This window comes from Actinobacillus genomosp. 2 (assembly GCF_029773605.1).
Lineage (GTDB): Bacteria > Pseudomonadota > Gammaproteobacteria > Enterobacterales > Pasteurellaceae > Actinobacillus.
In genome coordinates, this window is record NZ_CP103807.1 from 741,169 (window position 1) to 758,324 (window position 17,156).

At 37.7% G+C, this 17,156-nt stretch carries 14 protein-coding genes; 8 read left to right on the plus strand and 6 right to left on the minus strand.

Annotated elements, in window-relative coordinates:
• Positions 1 to 33: 33 nt before the first annotated feature.
• Positions 34 to 987 carry a tRNA 2-thiocytidine(32) synthetase TtcA gene (gene ttcA / locus NYR60_RS03655; RefSeq protein WP_279467790.1) on the plus strand — a complete coding sequence of 318 codons (954 nt, stop codon included), beginning with the start codon at positions 34 to 36 and terminating at the stop codon, positions 985 to 987.
• Positions 988 to 1,040: 53 nt separating this feature from the next.
• On the opposite strand, the gene NYR60_RS03660 is transcribed toward ttcA, so the two are convergent.
• On the minus strand, positions 1,041 to 3,095 hold the full coding sequence (locus NYR60_RS03660) for an alpha-amylase (RefSeq protein ID WP_279467791.1): 2,055 nt from the start codon (positions 3,093 to 3,095) through the stop codon (positions 1,041 to 1,043).
• A gap of 240 nt (positions 3,096 to 3,335) precedes the next feature.
• Between NYR60_RS03660 and NYR60_RS03665 the strand changes: the two genes are divergently transcribed.
• Positions 3,336 to 4,712 (plus strand): Na+/H+ antiporter family protein, encoded by a 1,377-nt coding sequence (locus NYR60_RS03665; RefSeq protein ID WP_279467792.1) that lies wholly within the window; start codon positions 3,336 to 3,338, stop codon positions 4,710 to 4,712.
• Positions 4,713 to 4,800: 88 nt separating this feature from the next.
• On the plus strand, positions 4,801 to 5,604 hold the full coding sequence (gene xthA / locus NYR60_RS03670) for an exodeoxyribonuclease III (RefSeq protein ID WP_279467793.1): 804 nt from the start codon (positions 4,801 to 4,803) through the stop codon (positions 5,602 to 5,604).
• Between the two features lie 67 nt (positions 5,605 to 5,671).
• Here the strand turns inward: xthA and ilvY are convergent, their stop codons facing one another.
• On the minus strand, positions 5,672 to 6,556 hold the full coding sequence (ilvY, locus tag NYR60_RS03675; protein WP_279467794.1) for an HTH-type transcriptional activator IlvY: 885 nt from the start codon (positions 6,554 to 6,556) through the stop codon (positions 5,672 to 5,674).
• Entirely contained in the window at positions 6,557 to 7,597 is a 1,041-nt protein-coding gene (locus NYR60_RS03680) for a glycosyltransferase family 9 protein (protein WP_279467795.1), read from the minus strand.
• A gap of 289 nt (positions 7,598 to 7,886) precedes the next feature.
• On the opposite strand from NYR60_RS03680, the gene NYR60_RS03685 reads away from it, so the two are divergent.
• Positions 7,887 to 8,939 carry a heptosyltransferase gene (locus NYR60_RS03685; protein ID WP_279467796.1) on the plus strand — a complete coding sequence of 351 codons (1,053 nt, stop codon included), beginning with the start codon at positions 7,887 to 7,889 and terminating at the stop codon, positions 8,937 to 8,939.
• Between the two features lie 67 nt (positions 8,940 to 9,006).
• Here NYR60_RS03685 and rpmE read toward each other — a convergent pair whose 3' ends face one another.
• The gene (gene rpmE, locus NYR60_RS03690; protein WP_005597698.1) at positions 9,007 to 9,219 is read right to left on the minus strand and encodes a 50S ribosomal protein L31; all 213 of its coding nucleotides are present in this window, start codon (positions 9,217 to 9,219) and stop codon (positions 9,007 to 9,009) included.
• A 373-nt stretch (positions 9,220 to 9,592) separates the two neighbouring features.
• Between rpmE and tkt the strand changes: the two genes are divergently transcribed.
• Entirely contained in the window at positions 9,593 to 11,599 is a 2,007-nt protein-coding gene (gene tkt / locus NYR60_RS03695; protein WP_279467797.1) for a transketolase, read from the plus strand.
• Between the two features lie 108 nt (positions 11,600 to 11,707).
• Here tkt and NYR60_RS03700 read toward each other — a convergent pair whose 3' ends face one another.
• Positions 11,708 to 12,778 carry a PhoH family protein gene (locus tag NYR60_RS03700; protein ID WP_279467798.1) on the minus strand — a complete coding sequence of 357 codons (1,071 nt, stop codon included), beginning with the start codon at positions 12,776 to 12,778 and terminating at the stop codon, positions 11,708 to 11,710.
• A 12-nt stretch (positions 12,779 to 12,790) separates the two neighbouring features.
• On the minus strand, positions 12,791 to 13,519 hold the full coding sequence (gene fadR, locus NYR60_RS03705; protein WP_279467799.1) for a fatty acid metabolism transcriptional regulator FadR: 729 nt from the start codon (positions 13,517 to 13,519) through the stop codon (positions 12,791 to 12,793).
• 168 nt (positions 13,520 to 13,687) lie between these two features.
• On the opposite strand from fadR, the gene nhaB reads away from it, so the two are divergent.
• The 3 genes from nhaB (at position 13,688) to metC (ending at position 17,133) form a co-directional block, all read left to right on the plus strand.
• Positions 13,688 to 15,229, plus strand: a complete 1,542-nt coding sequence (nhaB, locus tag NYR60_RS03710) for a sodium/proton antiporter NhaB (protein ID WP_279467800.1) — start codon at positions 13,688 to 13,690, stop codon at positions 15,227 to 15,229.
• Positions 15,230 to 15,327: 98 nt separating this feature from the next.
• Positions 15,328 to 15,867, plus strand: coding sequence for a disulfide bond formation protein DsbB (gene dsbB, locus NYR60_RS03715; RefSeq protein ID WP_279467801.1), 540 nt, complete (start codon positions 15,328 to 15,330; stop codon positions 15,865 to 15,867).
• Positions 15,868 to 15,942: 75 nt separating this feature from the next.
• Positions 15,943 to 17,133, plus strand: a complete 1,191-nt coding sequence (gene metC / locus NYR60_RS03720; protein ID WP_279467802.1) for a cystathionine beta-lyase — start codon at positions 15,943 to 15,945, stop codon at positions 17,131 to 17,133.
• Positions 17,134 to 17,156 lie beyond the last annotated feature (23 nt).

Genomic DNA, 17,156 nt, shown 5'->3' on the forward strand with positions numbered 1-17,156 from the left:
ACGAACCGAACATTTACTTAAAAACTCATAATTATGAATCAAGATACTCAATCAGCTAATACTCAACAAGAAAAAAAGATTGCTTATAATTTCAACAAATTACAAAAACGTTTACGCCGTAATGTCGGTAATGCGATTGCCGATTTCAATATGATTGAAGATGGTGATAAAGTGATGGTGTGTTTATCCGGCGGTAAAGACAGCTATACATTATTAGATATTCTGCTCAACCTCAAACTGAGCGCTCCGATTCATTTCGATATTGTGGCAGTAAACTTAGACCAAAAACAACCGGGCTTTCCGGAGCATATTTTGCCTGAATATCTCAAGTCTATCGGGGTTGAATACAAAATTGTCGAAGAAAATACCTATGGCATCGTAAAAGAAAAAATTCCGGAAGGGAAAACCACTTGTTCACTTTGCTCTCGTTTACGTCGCGGTATTTTATATCGTACCGCCACAGAACTCGGAGCTACGAAAATTGCTCTCGGTCACCACCGTGATGATATGCTGGAAACGTTATTCTTAAATATGTTTTACGGAGGTAAATTAAAATCTATGCCACCAAAACTTATTTCGGACGATGGTAAACAAATCGTGATTCGTCCGTTAGCGTACTGCAAAGAAAAAGATATTGAAAAATATTCGCAAGCCAAACAGTTCCCGATTATTCCGTGTAACTTATGCGGTTCTCAACCGAATTTACAACGCCAAGTTGTCAAAGAGATGCTTCAAACGTGGGATCGTCAATATCCAGGGCGAATCGAAACCATGTTTAGTGCAATGCAAAACATTACCCTTTCTCATCTTTGTGATCCGAGCCTGTTTGATTTTAAAGGCTTAAAACGCGGTCAAGTGTTAGATGGTGTGGAAGGCGATATTGCATTTGATAAAGCGGAAATTCCAAATCAGCCGTTCATTCAAGATGAAGACGAACAAGCTGATTACAGCGAAAATGGAATGATTCAATTTAAAGAAGTCCAATAAAAACAAAGAGCAAACTTTTAAGTGCAAATTACGCTAAAGTTTGCTCTTTTTTTCTATGGCCGATTACCAACCCAAACGACCATCACTTTGTCATCTTGGTAACGGCGGCTAAATGCAAAATAAGACTTATTTTGTTCAACAATTTGCTGTCCTTTACCTACAGCGATATGATTTTTCCTAAAATTCGCTAATTTTTGCCAATGTGATTTTAATGCTTGGTTTTGGAATTTATTTTTTAAATCATCCCAATTCATATCCGAACGTGTTCCTTGAATCGGATCCGAACCGGTTGCACCAAATTCTCTTCCACTTTCATCACCATAATAAATTTGCACAGCTCCGGGAGCCAGCATTAATAAACTCGCTGCAGTTTTTTGTCTATCAAAATATCGTTCACTATCAGAATGGAAAAACAGACGAGTATCATGTGAAGACAAGTAACTCAACATATTAAAATCAGCTAATTTTTCACTCATTTTTTGATATGTGGGTTCAATATTCGCAAAACAGTTTAAACTTTCTTTAGCTTGATCTTGAAAATCAAAATTTATCATGGCATCAAAACCGTTTTGGAAATAATCACTTTTAACAATCGTATGTCCCCATGCTTCTCCCACCATCCAAAATTTATCATCAAATTTCTTCGTTGGATTTTTTTCTTGCCATTCGTGTAATGCTTTTTCTGCCGACTGCTTCAACGCTGCCCATGTGCTTTTTTCAACATGTTTTGCCGTATCGACACGGAAACCATCCACACCATATTTTCTTACCCAATCGGAAAGCCATCCAATTAAGTAATCGGAAACATTGGCATTGTCACGTTCAATCGCATTAGTGTCTGACTTATTTGCCAAGAATATCGGTAATTTAACCGCTTGTTTTGCTTCTGTTTTTAAATCCGGTAATGAGGCGAGCGACATTTTTAAATCATCAAATTTAGGACTATCATAATCGCCTAAATCGGATCTCGTCCAATCTTTCCCCCACCATTTTGCCCAAGCTGCTTTATCGGAAAAATTAATAAAATTATTGAATGAATGCCAATTTTGACCGGTTTGAGGTTTCCAATCAGTCCATTTTTCGCCTAATATTTGACTAACTTCTTGTTCTTTTAAATAAAGTGAACCGAAACCGAATTCTTGCATATCCGCCAATGTCGCATACCCAGTATGATTCATCACAATATCAAAAATAACTCTCATACCACGTTGATGAGCTTGCTCAATTAATTGTTGCAAATCTTGCTCAGTTCCCATATTGGCATCAATTTTAGTCCAATCTTGATGATAATAACCATGGTAAGCATAATGTGGAAAATCGCCTTTTTCTCCACCACCAACCCAACCATGAATTTGCTCTAACGGTGAGCTAATCCATAACACATTAACACCCAGTTTGTGTAAATAATCGAGTTTTTGAGTTAATCCCTTTAAATCTCCACCATGAAACGTACCGATTTCTTGAAGTCCATCATATTGTCTGCCATAGCTGTGGTCATTCGTTTTATCACCATTATAAAAACGATCAGTTAAAACAAAATAAACCGTTGCATTATGCCAATCGAATTTAGATTCTGTTTTCTGCTCTACTTTTTCTAACAGTAACAAACCGTTAGAGTCTGATGAAGGTAAAAAGTGTACCTTACCATTTTTCACAATATCCGTTTGTCCTGAATAAGCATCTCTTACTTGCTCATTTTCTTGAAAAGTATCTTTTACATCAATTTCTACCGCTTGCCCATTCCAAACTGGACAAATTTTCGGTTTATCTTCTTTTTGTTCGACACTTAAACGTAATGTCGGCGTACCGCTTCTTAAATCAATTTGAGCGGAATAATTACCATCACGGAAAACACGAAATGTCGGAACATCTGAAGTACAAGAGGAAAGGGAGAGTGTCTGATTTAATTTAATCGGTAATTGAGGCTGAAAACATTGATGTCCGCTTTGAAAAGTGAGCGGATAAGTTCCTTTTTTTAATGGTTGCTCCGATTTTAAAATTAATTTTTCCGATTCTTTAAAATTCGGAAATAACGTACTCTGCCAGTTATTTGCTATTGCAAGAGGCGAACATAAAGCCAACCACAACACATTTTTAGAGAAAGACATAAAACCTCCGAGTATAAAAATATTCCGATTTTTATCTTATGTAAAAATTAAGTGGAGGTAAATCCTCCTTATTGAGAAAAGTAAAAGTATGAGAATAAAGGCGTAAAATGTGCTAAAGCACAGCGATTTTGTATCATCATTTTATAAATTAGCCTATATCTACAAAAAATACTCGACAACAATATTTTTTGCGTTACATTAGAGAATTATTTTATTTCTTACAAAAAAAGGTAAAACACAATGTTGTCTAACGAAGTTGTTATCTCAATTATCATATTACTTGCTTTGAGCTTGCTCAGAATTAATGTGGTAATTGCGTTAATTATTGCAGCACTAACCTGTGGAGTAATCGGTTTCTATGGGGTTGACGGTATGAGTATGTTTGAAGCGTTAACCAAAACCATCGAAAAATTTACTGGCGGTTTGGGCGGTGGTGCAGAAACTGCAATGAATTATGCGGTTCTTGGTGCATTTGCAGTCGCATTATCCAAATCCGGCGTTACTGATTTATTGGCTTATAAAGTGATTTCCGCTTTCGGTAAACGTCCTTCCGGTCGCTCGGTATTTTGGTTTAAATATATCGTGTTATTTGTATTGACTGCATTTGCAATCTCATCACAAAACTTAATCCCGATCCATATTGCTTTTATTCCGATTTTAGTTCCACCTCTATTAAGCGTAATGAATCAATTAAAAATCGACCGTCGTGCGGTAGCGTGTGCATTAACATTCGGTTTAACAGCAACATATATGCTCATTCCAGCCGGTTTCGGTCAGATCTTCATTGAAAGTATTTTGGTTAAAAATATCAACCAAGCCGGTCAAACATTTAATTTAGTTGCAACCACATCAGAAATGACCAAAGCAATGGCAATTCCGGTTGCTGGTATGATTTTAGGATTACTGTTTGCTTTCTTTGTTTCTTATCGCAAACCTCGTACTTATATAGAAAATGTAAAAGAACCGACTGCTGATGAAGTAGCTGCACGAGTAGCAAAAGTAAAACCGTTCCATATCGGAATCAGTATTTTAGCGATTTTTGCGACTTGTTCGGTACAATTAGCGACAAACTCAACAGTAATCGGTGGTTTAGCTGGTTTAATTATTTTTGCATTAGGCGGTGTCTTCAAATTAAAACAAACCAATGATTTATTCCAAGACGGCTTACGTTTAATGGCAATGATTGGTTTTGTCATGATTGCTGCTTCAGGCTTTGCAAGTGTCGTAAATGCAACCGGTGGTGTACCAGAATTAGTTGAAGCATTACGTGGTTCGATTCAAAGCAAAGAAATGGCTGCATTGCTGATGTTAGTTGTCGGTTTATTTATCACAATGGGTATCGGTTCTTCATTCTCAACTGTGCCGATTATTACCTCTATTTACGTACCTTTATGCGTTTCATTCGGTTTTTCTCCGTTAGCAACCATGGCTATCGTAGGTGTAGCGGCCGCTTTAGGTGACGCAGGTTCTCCGGCTTCTGATTCAACATTAGGCCCAACATCCGGTTTAAATGCTGATGGTAAACATGACCATATTTGGGATTCTGTTGTACCAACTTTCTTACACTTTAATATCCCGTTATTAGTGTTCGGTTGGATTGCAGCAATGACCCTCTAGTTTTCACTTATACCACGGATAATGTAAATTTTTACGGAAAAATGACCGCTTGTTTGCTTTATCCGTGGTTTCTATTTGGATTTTATTTATGAAGTTTATTTCTTTTAATATTAATGGCTTACGTGCTCGTCCGCACCAACTGGAAGCACTAATTGAAAAGCATCAGCCGGATGTTATCGGCTTACAAGAAATCAAAGTGGCTGATGAGGATTTCCCTTGGGATTTAGTCAAGCATTTGGGCTATCACGTTTTCCATCACGGGCAAAAAGGGCACTATGGTGTGGCACTTTTAACTAAAAAAGAACCTCTTGCCGTGCGTAAAGGTTTCCCAACTGATAATGCTGATGCACAAAAGCGTATGATTATGGCAGATATTGAAACAGAATTTGGCGTACTAACCGTGTTAAACGGCTATTTTCCACAAGGCGAAAATCGCTCACACGAAACTAAATTCCCGGCAAAAGAAAAATTCTACGCTGATTTACAGCATTATTTAGAAACTGAATTGACACCGGAAAATCCAATTGTGATTATGGGCGATATGAATATTAGCCCGACCGATTTAGATATCGGTATCGGTGAGCCGAATCGCAAACGTTGGTTACGTGACGGTAAATGTTCATTCCTTCCGGAAGAACGTGAATGGTTAGATCGTTTATATCACTATGGTTTAGTTGATACTTTCCGAGCAATGAATCCAAGTGCAGATGACAAATTCTCGTGGTTTGATTACCGTTCGAAAGGATTTGATGACAATCGTGGGTTACGTATCGACTTAGTATTGGCATCCAAAGGCTTAGCGAAACATTGTGTAGAAACAGGCATTGATCTTGAAATCCGTGCAATGGAAAAACCTTCTGATCACGCACCAGTTTGGGCTGTATTTAAATAAAAAAACAAGCGGTTAAATTTAGGAAGAAATTTGCAAAAAATTCTTCAAATTTAACCGCTTATTGCTTTTACTCTTTCGGTAACAATTCCCAAAAGGCTTTAATAATCGGTTCTTGTAACCGCTTTTCTTGTACACAAATTCCCAGCTCAAACGGCGATATCGGCTCTGACAATTTCAAATAAGAAATTTGATTGTTCATCGGGCTATGCTTAATCACCACATCCGGTAATAATGCCACGCCACATCCTAATGCTACCATCGGCACAATCGCTTCGTGTCCTGCTACCGTGGCATAAATCTTCGGATCTTTAATTTTCAACTCTTTGAACCAACGATCTATCCGCATTCGTACAGGACCATCAAGCGGCAAAATAAACGGCATATTTTGCCAATCAATCGGCTGCTGTTGCAAACATTGCGTTGCGGTACACGCCACACGTGGTGCAATAACAGACAGATGAATATCATCAATATAATGAAATACAATACTGTTTGGCAGATGCTCCGGCTTACCGGTTAAGGAAATATCTGCTTCGAAAGAATGCACCGTATGCACCGCTTGCGCCAGGTCGCCAGTACTCAGTTTAATCTCTACCTTCGGATGTACCTGACGAAACCGCTCTAGAATTTGTGGTAAATGACTATAAGCCGCCGTTACCGAACAGAACACTTTTAATTCACCCTCTAACTGACCTTGTGCCGGTGAAAGCTGATGTTGCAGTTGTTGCCAGTCAAACCAACTTTGCTTTGCAAACACCAAAAACTTTTCACCCGCTTCTGTTAAATGAACCTGTCGGTTATCTCGGATAAATAACGGCTGCCCTAACTCTTGCTCAATCCGCTGAATATGGCGAGAAAGAGTTGAAGCCGTCATATAGTTTTTTTCCGCAGAACGAATAAAACTTTTTGTTTGTGCAATATCTAAAAACAGTTTAAGGGATTGAAATTCCATCTAATGTAACCATTCCGGTTTAATCTGATTAAAATCAAGATCATTCACACTCTGCTTAAAGCGTAAAATATTAGTTTTTGCTTTATTATTCGGATGCCAATGGATAAAGTTCTGCTCATCCGAGCTATAAAAGCCAATAATTTGCTTAGATAAACCTGCAGCGATATGTACAGTTGAAGTATCAGGTGAAATCAAAACATCCGAATGACGAATTAGCTCAATCGTATCAAATACGGTTTGCGTGTTTTCATAAACGAAAACATTCTCGAATCGACTAGCTATTTGCTTTAACTTTGACGTCACCTCCGGAAAGGTCAGTAATATAATCGGCTTATCACTGTTCTTATGCAGATAGTTAAGTAATTCCGTTATTTTCTCATCGCTAAAACGTCGGGCTGAACCTGCACCAAATAAGTTTAGTGCAATAAAGTGTTCAAGTCGCTTGTTCAATAAATAATCCTTAATCACTTTATCACTCTTTTCATCTTGTGGCACATCATACTGAGTATCAATATCTACAAAACCAGCAAGCTCCAATGCCTGTTTATAAATCTCAGCAAAATGTTGCTGCTCATTCTGTACGTTTAACGTAAAAATCTTATAGTCTGATTTATCATATCCGATATACATTTTGGCATTAATCGTACGCAAAAAAAGTAGATCTCGATTACGTAATGTGACAGTAGGATCAATAACAACATCGTATTGCTCTTTTGCCAACTGTTTACCGCAGGCCAAATAATCGCCAATATTTTTAGTCCTCACAAAATATAGCTGATCAATATAAGGGCTATGCTCAAACAAATAAGCATTCTTACTAGAGCAAACCACACCGATATGTGTTTCGGGAGATTGCTTTTTTATTTCTCGAAACACAAATGAACTGACGATGTAATCACCAATTTTTCCGTCATGGCGAAGAAATAGGATTTTTTTAGGCAGCCTTTTCGAAGCATTCAATACTATTTTTTTATCAATCAAAAACTTCCCTAGCTTGATTCGGATTCTTCGAAACTTTTGCTTTAATGTTATCTTACTCATTTTAACCACGTTTTTTCTATTTTATCGATTTGTTAACTAGAACTAATAAATTTAGCTGTTTATCGGTTAAATATCCATTGTTTACAGCATCAGTAAAGTCTAATTCCAAACAATTAAGCTATGTCTAATAGAATTAGCTAAGATGATAACAAAAATAGTAGAAATAAACATTATATTGCCCATCAAAGCTCTCTCTTATACATAATGCCTAAATGGTTCTGACGGAAAAAGTTAATTATCCAAGTTTTGAAATATGTTATATTAGCAATATAAAGGAGAAATTAAGGAAATGAAGAAACTAATTATAACACTATTTGGAAAACGTACTCGTTCAATGGAGTGTGAATTAACAAATATTAAAAGTGTACTCCTAAAACCTATTGGTGATGCAATTGGTGACGCTATTGTTCATATTTCACATTTAGCCCAAATCAAACAGGCATTTCCCCAAATTAAGACGGCTGTATTGGTGACGGAGCGTAATAAGCAGCTTTTTGCTCATGCTGATTCGGTCGATATGTTAATTGACGATAAAGCAATAAATTATGTCATACAACGAGGGAAATGGGATTTATATCTTGATTTCCAACCAACTTTTACATCTAGATCGATCATCTTAGACGCATTACTCACACCTAAAATTATTATTAATTTTGGTAAAGACCATAAAAAGCATTATTCCTTAGAAACAGTCAAAAATTATGACTTTACTACGTTAATTCCAAATAATACACATATTGCAGACTACTTACATCATTCTGTACTGGCTCCATATCTCACCAGAGAGTCTAATGATTATACTTTAGCGGTGTCATCCGAATACAGAGAACTTGCTGATACCTATTGGCATAACACAGACAAAATTAGAGTGTTATTAAATCCACAAGGAAGTATGCGAGAGGTTCCAGCTATTGAATTAGCGAACTTACTGAATAATATCGATCCTAAATATCTAGATAAGATAACCTTTTTACTAACGTATACCAAATCAAGCGAGCAATATCTTCAGACTCTCAATGTCATAGCTAGAGTACCAATAACCATATCTCCCCCAACTGATACGCAAAGTTATTGTGCATTAGTTAATACTTCGGATCTTGTTATTGCAGTAGATGGCGGAGGCGTTCATATGGCTTGTGCTTATGGTAAGCCATTATTAGCATTCTATGCTAATCACTTAGCGAACTTAGCACGCTGGCATCCGAGACCAAAACCACAAGTTGACTCCTTTATGGCTATTGCAACGAAAGAGACGAATGATAATAATGAAACCAAAGGCTTTAATCTAAAAGATGCCACTAAATGGTTAAATATGCAATTTGCAAAAAGGATTGAAGATTAAACCGCTTGAATAAGTAGCCAATAAAACAAAACCCCGCAGTTGCGGGGTTTTAGCAATAATTCGGAAATTATTTTGTACTTGGGATTGAGAAACGTTTGTTGAAACGTTCAACACGACCACCAGTATCAACAACACGTTGTTTACCAGTATAGAATGGGTGGCAGTTACCGCACACATCAAGATTTAAGTTTTTACCCACTGTTGAGCGAGTTTTGATTACGTTACCGCATGAACATGTTGCAGTAATTTCTGTATATTCTGGGTGAATACCTTGTTTCATTGGAAAACCTCTAATGAAGCCATATCGCCGCTTACCTTGTTATACTTCCGTATATCCGCTGATAAGTACCATATGTGAATAAAAAATATGCCGAGCGTTTGCTCGACGCCAAAAAGAGTGCGTATTCTAGGGGATTTAGCTTTTAAGATCAATACTGAAGCGAATCAATTAAGATAATTTTCCACAAAATATCCCCAAAAATCAAAACAGTCAAAATAAATCATTTTTAATCAAAATTTTCTCATTTTTTGTGAAGTAGATCACGGATTTTTCCTCAAGATTTTTTGAGTATTGCTTCAAAAATGGTGTAGAATAATTTTATTCATTATCTATTATTAGAACACTTTTCATTTTCTTGTCTAGGAGTAAACACATGGCAGAACGTAAAGTATTAGCGAATGCAATTCGCTTTTTAAGTATGGATGCAGTACAAAAAGCTAATTCCGGTCACCCGGGTGCCCCAATGGGTATGGCTGATATCGCTGAGGTATTATGGCGTGATTTTTTAAAACATAATCCAACTAATCCTAAATGGGCAGATCGCGACCGTTTCGTACTCTCAAACGGCCATGGTTCAATGTTAATTTATAGCTTATTACATTTAACAGGCTATGACCTTTCTATCGAAGATTTAAAACAATTCCGTCAGTTACATTCCAAAACCCTGGGTCACCCGGAATATGGCTACGCACCGGGTGTTGAAACCACTACTGGTCCATTAGGTCAAGGTATCACCAATGCGGTGGGTATGGCGATTGCAGAAAAAACCTTAGCCGCACAATTTAACCGTGAAGGTAATAAAATTGTTGACCACTATACTTATGCTTTTTTAGGTGACGGCTGCTTAATGGAAGGTATTTCGCATGAAGCCTGTTCATTAGCCGGTACTTTAGGCTTAGGTAAATTAATTGCGTTCTACGATGATAATAATATCTCAATAGATGGTCATGTGGACGGTTGGTTCTCTGACGACACAGCACAACGTTTTGAAGCATATGGCTGGCAAGTAATTCGTAACGTGGATGGTCATGATGCAGAACAAATTAAATTTGCCATTGAAAATGCAAAAGAAGAAACAGATCGTCCAACATTAATTATCTGTAAAACTATTATCGGTTATGGTTCTCCAAACAAATCAGCATCACACGATTGTCACGGTGCACCATTAGGCAATGATGAAATTGCATTAACTCGTCAAGCACTCAACTGGGAATACGCTCCATTTGAAATTCCGGCAGAAATCTATGCAGATTGGGATGCTAAAGCACAAGGTGCAGTAGTAGAAAAAGAATGGAACGCGAAATTTGCAGCTTATGAAGCAGCATACCCTGAATTAGCGGCAGAATTTAAACGCCGTATGGCTGGCGATTTACCGGAGAACTGGGAAGCAGAAAGCAAAGCATTTATCGAAAAATTACAAGCAAATCCAGCAGCAATCGCAAGCCGTAAAGCATCACAAAATGCGATTGAAGCATACGCTCATATCTTACCGGAATTTTTAGGTGGTTCAGCAGACTTAGCAAGCTCTAACTTAACGTTATGGTCTGGCTCAAAACCAATTCGTGCGGATCATAATGTTGATGGTAACTACATTAACTATGGTGTACGTGAATTTGGTATGTCTGCGATTATGAACGGTATTGCATTACACGGTGGTTTTATTCCTTACGGTGCAACCTTCTTAATGTTCTATGAATACGCTCACAATGCGGTGCGTATGGCGGCATTAATGAAACAACGTTCATTATTCGTATATACACACGATTCTATCGGCTTAGGCGAAGACGGCCCGACTCACCAACCGGTAGAACAAACCGCATCACTACGTTTCATTCCAAATTTAGAAACGTGGCGTCCGGCTGACCAAGTAGAATCTGCGGTAGCATGGAAAGCAGCGGTTGAACGTAAAGACGGTCCAAGTGCATTAATTTTCACTCGTCAAAATCTTGCTCAACAAGAACGTACTGCTGAACAATTAGCAAACGTAGCTCGTGGTGGTTATATCTTACGTGAATGTTGTGAAAAAGGCGGTTGCCCTGATTTAATCCTGATCGCAACCGGTTCTGAAGTTGATTTAGCGATGAAAGCAGCTGAAGTATTAGATTCAGAAGGAACAAAAGTTCGTGTGGTTTCAATGCCAAGTACGAATGTATTTGATAAACAAGATGCGGCATATCGTGAATCTGTATTACCAAGCTCAGTAACAAAACGTGTGGCAATCGAAGCTCAATTATCTGATTTTTGGTACAAATACGTTGGCTTTGAAGGTCGTATCGTAGGTATGAATAGCTTTGGCGAGTCTGCACCTGCAGATCAATTATTCAAACTATTCGGCTTCACAGTTGAGAATGTTGTAGCAAAAGCGAAAGAAATCTTATAATTTCTCTTAAATACACAAAAGGCGAGAAAATAACATTCTCGCCTTTTTTATTTAGCTAATAAGCAGTCAAATTTGCAAAATTTTTTACCAAAATAACCGCTTATCTCTTTATAACTGTTCTGCTTGTTCTAAAATTTTTTGCTGTTCTAACGCAAGTTTTTCCAAACGACGTTGTTCTCGACGCTGTTCATCCTCTGCTTCCCAAACATCATAAGCCTGTACAATCTTCGCCACTACCGGATGACGAACAATATCTTGGCTATCAAAATAATTAAAACTTAAATCAGGTACATCTTTCAACACTTCCATTGCGTGTCTTAGACCTGATTTTTGACTACGAGGTAAATCAACTTGGGTAATATCTCCCGTAATAACGGCTTTTGAATTAAAACCGATACGAGTCAGGAACATTTTCATCTGCTCTGTCGTAGTATTTTGGCTTTCATCTAAAATAATAAACGCATCATTTAGAGTACGCCCACGCATATAAGCAAGCGGTGCAATTTCAATCACATTACGTTCCATCAATTTTTGTGCTTTTTCAAAACCTAACATTTCAAATAAAGCATCATACAAAGGTCTTAAATATGGCTCAATTTTCTGCCCGAGATCGCCGGGTAAAAAACCGAGTTTTTCGCCGGCTTCAACCGCCGGACGAGTGAGTAAAATTCGGCGAATTTCTTGACGCTCAAGTGATTCTACTGCAGCAGCAACGGCAAGAAACGTTTTTCCTGTACCGGCTGGTCCAATACCGAAACTAATATCGTGACTAAGAATATTTCTTAAATAAGCTTGCTGATGTTCTCCTCTTGGCTTAATCACGCCTCGCTTCGTTTTGATTGAAATTTCTCCTTGTCCTCCAACATTCCATTGATTTTGAAGTAACATTCGGCTTTCTTGAATCGCCAAATGAATATCTTCTAGATCCAATTCTTTGATTTTACCTTTAATGGGGGCGGTATCAATGTAAAGCTGTTTTAAGAGCTTTGCCGCATTTTGCATTAATGTTGCTGAATAATGATTTTCGTCATCAGATTGAATTGAAAAAGAGAAGCCATTACGAGAAATAGTGAGATTAAAACTTTTCTCAATCAAAGTTAAATGTTCATCAAATGCACCACAAAGCGATTGTAAACGTGCGTTGTCTTGAGGTTCTAAGGTTAAGAGAATTTCGTTCAAAATAACTTGGTCCTATTCGTTTTCGCCAAAATTTTCCGGTATGTTTTGTAATAGTTTTGCCCAAATTGCACTACTCGATTGACGATGCTGTATCATTAATTCTGACGCTTTCGTATGATTTTTTTCAATACAGGCATTCAATAATTCTCGATAAAAGGCTAATGTTAATTGACGATACGCTGCATCAGAGAAAAAGATACTTGCCACCTGATGGTACATACCTTTAAAGCTATTGAGGATAAGTGCATATACCGGTTTATTTGCCGTAAAAGTAAATTGTCTAAATAATGTATAGTCAAAAGAAGCAAATGCCTCTGCGGTATCTTGTAAATTATCTAACTGAGAAAAGAAGCCGATACATTCTTCCGGCTTTAACTTAATCGCTTCCGGAATATAGGCTTCAGCCATACGAGTACGTAACGAAACGACATTAGAAATAATCACCGGTAAATATGATTTATCTAATTTGATGATTGTACTAATGATATTAGGTCCGGCAGTTTCCCATACATTATTGACTCGTGTAGGTTTACCGTGTTGAATATGTAACCAGCCATCACGAGCTAATCGTTGTAGCACTTCTCGTAATGTGGTTCTTGTTACGCCGATTTTATCGGCAAGTTCTCGTTCTGCTGGGAGATCTGTACCTGCTGGGAAGGTATTGTTCCAAATACTGCGTACGATATACTCTTCCGCCAATGCTGCCGGACTTTGAGCTTTTAAAATATAAGAACTATCCATGCAATCCCCTGTACCCATCCATTAAAATGCTAAAAAATCAAAAAAAGAAACGATTTTTATCTAAAATCAAAAAAAATCTCATCAAAATATGAGATAAAGTCTATTATCCTTTAATCGAAACTGGATTACAATTCACAACAGTTATTTATTTTTCATGGAGGTTTTTAAATGAATAGCTCAAACGCTATCTTCAAAAGCTTTTTAGGTAAAGCACCGGAATGGTACAAAATTTGTATTATCGCTTTTTTAGTGATTAATCCTTTAATCTATTTCTTTATCAGTCCGTTTGTTGCCGGCTGGACACTTGTTGCCGAGTTTATCTTTACTTTATCAATGGCATTAAAATGTTATCCGTTACAACCGGGCGGTTTATTGGCGATTGAGGCAGTTGTGATCGGTATGACAAGTCCTCATCATGTAAAAGAAGAAATTATGGCAAATTTTGAAGTTATTTTGCTATTAATGTTTATGGTTGCCGGTATCTATTTTATGAAGCAACTGCTTTTATATGTATTCACAAAATTACTTATCTCTATTCATTCTAAAAAAGTATTATCTCTTGCTTTCTGTTTAAGTGCCACATTCCTTTCCGCATTCTTAGATGCTTTAACTGTTATTGCCGTTATTATTAGTGTCGGTACCGGTTTCTATGGGGTATATCATAAAGTTGCTTCAGGTAACAGTTTTGAAGATTCAACTGATATTAGCAATGACGATAAAATTATTACTAACAAACAAATTTTAGAGCAATTCCGTGCTTTTTTACGCAGTTTATTAATGCACGCTGCGGTCGGTAGTGCATTAGGTGGCGTGATGACAATGGTCGGCGAACCGCAAAACTTAATTATTGCCGGTCAAGCAGAATGGGGATTTGTGGAATTTTTATTACGTGTGTTACCTGTTAGCTTACCGGTATTAGTTTGTGGTGTAATTACCTGTTTGTTATTAGAACATTTCAAACTATTTGACTATGGTGCTAAATTACCTCGTCGTGTATGGGGTGTGCTTGCTCGTTACAATCTATTGAAAGAGCAACGTATGACTCAACAAGATCGTGTAAAAATGGGTATTCAAGCATTAGCTGGTATTTGGTTAATTGTTGGACTTGCATTACATCTTGCCGATGTAGGGATTATCGGTTTAACAATCATTATTCTTTGTACGGCATTTTGTGGTATTACTGATGAACATGCTATTGGTCGTTCATTCCAAGAACCAATGCCATTTACCGCTTTAATTGTTGTCTTTTTTACTGTAGTCGCCGTTATTGTCGATTTAAAATTATTTGAACCGATTATCAGCTTTGTTCTTTCTGCTGATCCTCATTCACAATTAGGTCTTTTCTATGTCTTTAACGGTTTACTCTCGATGATTTCAGATAACGTATTCGTTGGTACGGTGTATATTAATGAAGCGAAAAGTGCATTAACATCAGGTGTTATCAGCCGTGAACAATTCGATTTAATTGCAGTCGCAATCAATACCGGTACAAACTTACCTTCTGTTGCTACACCAAACGGACAGGCTGCGTTCTTATTCTTATTGACTTCTCCGTTCGCACCATTAATCCGACTTTCATACGGTAAAATGTTATATATGGCATTACCATATACGCTAGTGCTTTCAATTATTGGTTTTATCTCATTAGAATTTTTACTTCCTACTTTAACAGAGATGATGACACATTGGGGTTGGCTTATCAGCCGTTAACCTCTAAAAAAATCTCCTCATTTTTGGGGAGATTTTTTTTACGAAAGCTGAGTAAAATCAGGTACAATATCCAAAACTTTTAGACTAAAGGAACTATTATGCTCAGTTATTTCAAACAACTCTCTCTAAATCGTACGGCATGGTTATTCCTTGCTGTTATTGCTTTTGCTCTTGAAGCAAGCGGTATTTATTTTCAATATGGTTTAGGATTAGTTCCTTGTGTTATGTGTGTTTATGAACGCCTTGCAATTCTAGGATTAATCATTGCCGGTTTATTAGGTGCAGTTTCTCCCCGTTTTTTTCTTACTCGCTGGATTGCTTTACTAATTTGGGGTTTTAGTGCCGTTAAAGGACTGGCATTAGCTATCAAACATCATGATTACCAAGCTAACCCTTCCCCATGGAACCAATGTGAATTTAAACCGGAATTTCCGCAAACAATGCCATTTGATCAATGGTTCCCAAGTATTTTCGCTCCCAGCCCGGTAAATTGTAGTGAGAAACAATGGGAAATGCTGGGCTTAGGCATGCCGGAATGGCTTATTGTTGCCTTCGCAATGTTCACACTTGCTTTTGTTATCGTACTCATTAGCCAATTCAAACGAGCTAAACCACAATATCGTAGTGTCTTCAGATAATCTATAAGCGGTCGAATTTTTGCAAAATTTTGCATAAATCAGACCGCTTTCTTATAACTACAATAAGGAAACACAATGTCAAATTTCTCTCAACTTGAAACCAAATTTGTCCATGCCGGACGTAAATCTCGTTATACCCAAGGTTCTGTGAATCCTGTCGTTCAACGTGCCTCTTCTTTAGTATTTGACTCTGTTGAACAAAAAAAACATGCTACTCGCAATCGCTATAAAGGCGAATTATTTTACGGTAGACGCGGTACTCTCACCCACTTCGCTCTCCAAGATGCTATGTGTGAATTAGAAGGCGGAGCCGGCTGCTATCTTTATCCGTGCGGTGCAGCAGCCGTGACTAACTCAATCTTAGCTTTTGTTGCTCAAGGTGATCACGTATTAATGACTGGTGCAGCTTATGAACCAACCCAAGATTTTTGTAATGTGATCCTAAAGAATATCGGCGTAAGCACTACGTATTACGATCCACTTATCGGTGAAGGGATTCGAGATTTAATTCAATCGAATACCAAAGTATTATTTTTAGAATCACCAAGCTCATTAACGATGGAAGTGCCGGATATCCCGACTTTGGTTCGAGTCGCTCGTGAAGTCAATCCGGATATCGTGATTATGATTGATAATACTTGGGCTGGCGGTGTCCTTTTTCCTGCTCTTGCATTTGGGATTGATATTTCGATTCAAGCTGGTACGAAATATTTAGTTGGTCACTCTGATGTGATGATTGGTACAGTGGTATCTAATGCACGTTGTTGGGATCAGCTTCGTGAACGTTCATATTTAATGGGGCAAATGGTTGATGCGGATTCCGCTTATACCACAGCAAGAGGCTTACGTACACTTGGTATTCGTTTGAAAGAACACCAAGCACGTTCAATTCAAGTGGCACAATGGCTGGCACAACGTCCGGAAGTGAAAGCGGTCTTCCACCCTGCTTTACCAAGTTGTCCAGGACACGAATTTTTCAAACGAGATTTTAAAGGTGCAAGCGGTCTGTTTTCATTCGAACTTAACCAAAAGTTAAACGATAAGCAATTAGCTGACTTTTTAGATCATTTTGAATTATTTACTATGGCTTATTCTTGGGGCGGTTTTGAATCTCTTATTCTTGCTAACCAACCGGAAGAAATAGCTCGAATCCGTCCGGCAATCGAAAGAAAACTTAGCGGCACACTGATTCGTATTCACGTTGGTTTAGAAGCTGTTGAAGATCTGATTGCCGATTTAGAAAAAGGCTTTGAACGTTTAAAATAAGTGTGACAAGCAGTCAAATTTAT

What these genes read in the sequence shown, in the direction of transcription:
- ttcA (WP_279467790.1), top strand. Translation starts at nt 34, where the DNA reads ATGAATCAAGATACTCAATCAGCTAATACTCAACAAGAAAAAAAGATT.
- NYR60_RS03660 (WP_279467791.1), bottom strand. Translation starts at nt 3,095, where the DNA reads ATGTCTTTCTCTAAAAATGTGTTGTGGTTGGCTTTATGTTCGCCTCTT.
- NYR60_RS03665 (WP_279467792.1), top strand. Translation starts at nt 3,336, where the DNA reads ATGTTGTCTAACGAAGTTGTTATCTCAATTATCATATTACTTGCTTTG.
- xthA (WP_279467793.1), top strand. Translation starts at nt 4,801, where the DNA reads ATGAAGTTTATTTCTTTTAATATTAATGGCTTACGTGCTCGTCCGCAC.
- ilvY (WP_279467794.1), bottom strand. Translation starts at nt 6,556, where the DNA reads ATGGAATTTCAATCCCTTAAACTGTTTTTAGATATTGCACAAACAAAA.
- NYR60_RS03680 (WP_279467795.1), bottom strand. Translation starts at nt 7,597, where the DNA reads ATGAGTAAGATAACATTAAAGCAAAAGTTTCGAAGAATCCGAATCAAG.
- NYR60_RS03685 (WP_279467796.1), top strand. Translation starts at nt 7,887, where the DNA reads ATGAAGAAACTAATTATAACACTATTTGGAAAACGTACTCGTTCAATG.
- rpmE (WP_005597698.1), bottom strand. Translation starts at nt 9,219, where the DNA reads ATGAAACAAGGTATTCACCCAGAATATACAGAAATTACTGCAACATGT.
- tkt (WP_279467797.1), top strand. Translation starts at nt 9,593, where the DNA reads ATGGCAGAACGTAAAGTATTAGCGAATGCAATTCGCTTTTTAAGTATG.
- fadR (WP_279467799.1), bottom strand. Translation starts at nt 13,519, where the DNA reads ATGGATAGTTCTTATATTTTAAAAGCTCAAAGTCCGGCAGCATTGGCG.
- nhaB (WP_279467800.1), top strand. Translation starts at nt 13,688, where the DNA reads ATGAATAGCTCAAACGCTATCTTCAAAAGCTTTTTAGGTAAAGCACCG.
- dsbB (WP_279467801.1), top strand. Translation starts at nt 15,328, where the DNA reads ATGCTCAGTTATTTCAAACAACTCTCTCTAAATCGTACGGCATGGTTA.
- metC (WP_279467802.1), top strand. Translation starts at nt 15,943, where the DNA reads ATGTCAAATTTCTCTCAACTTGAAACCAAATTTGTCCATGCCGGACGT.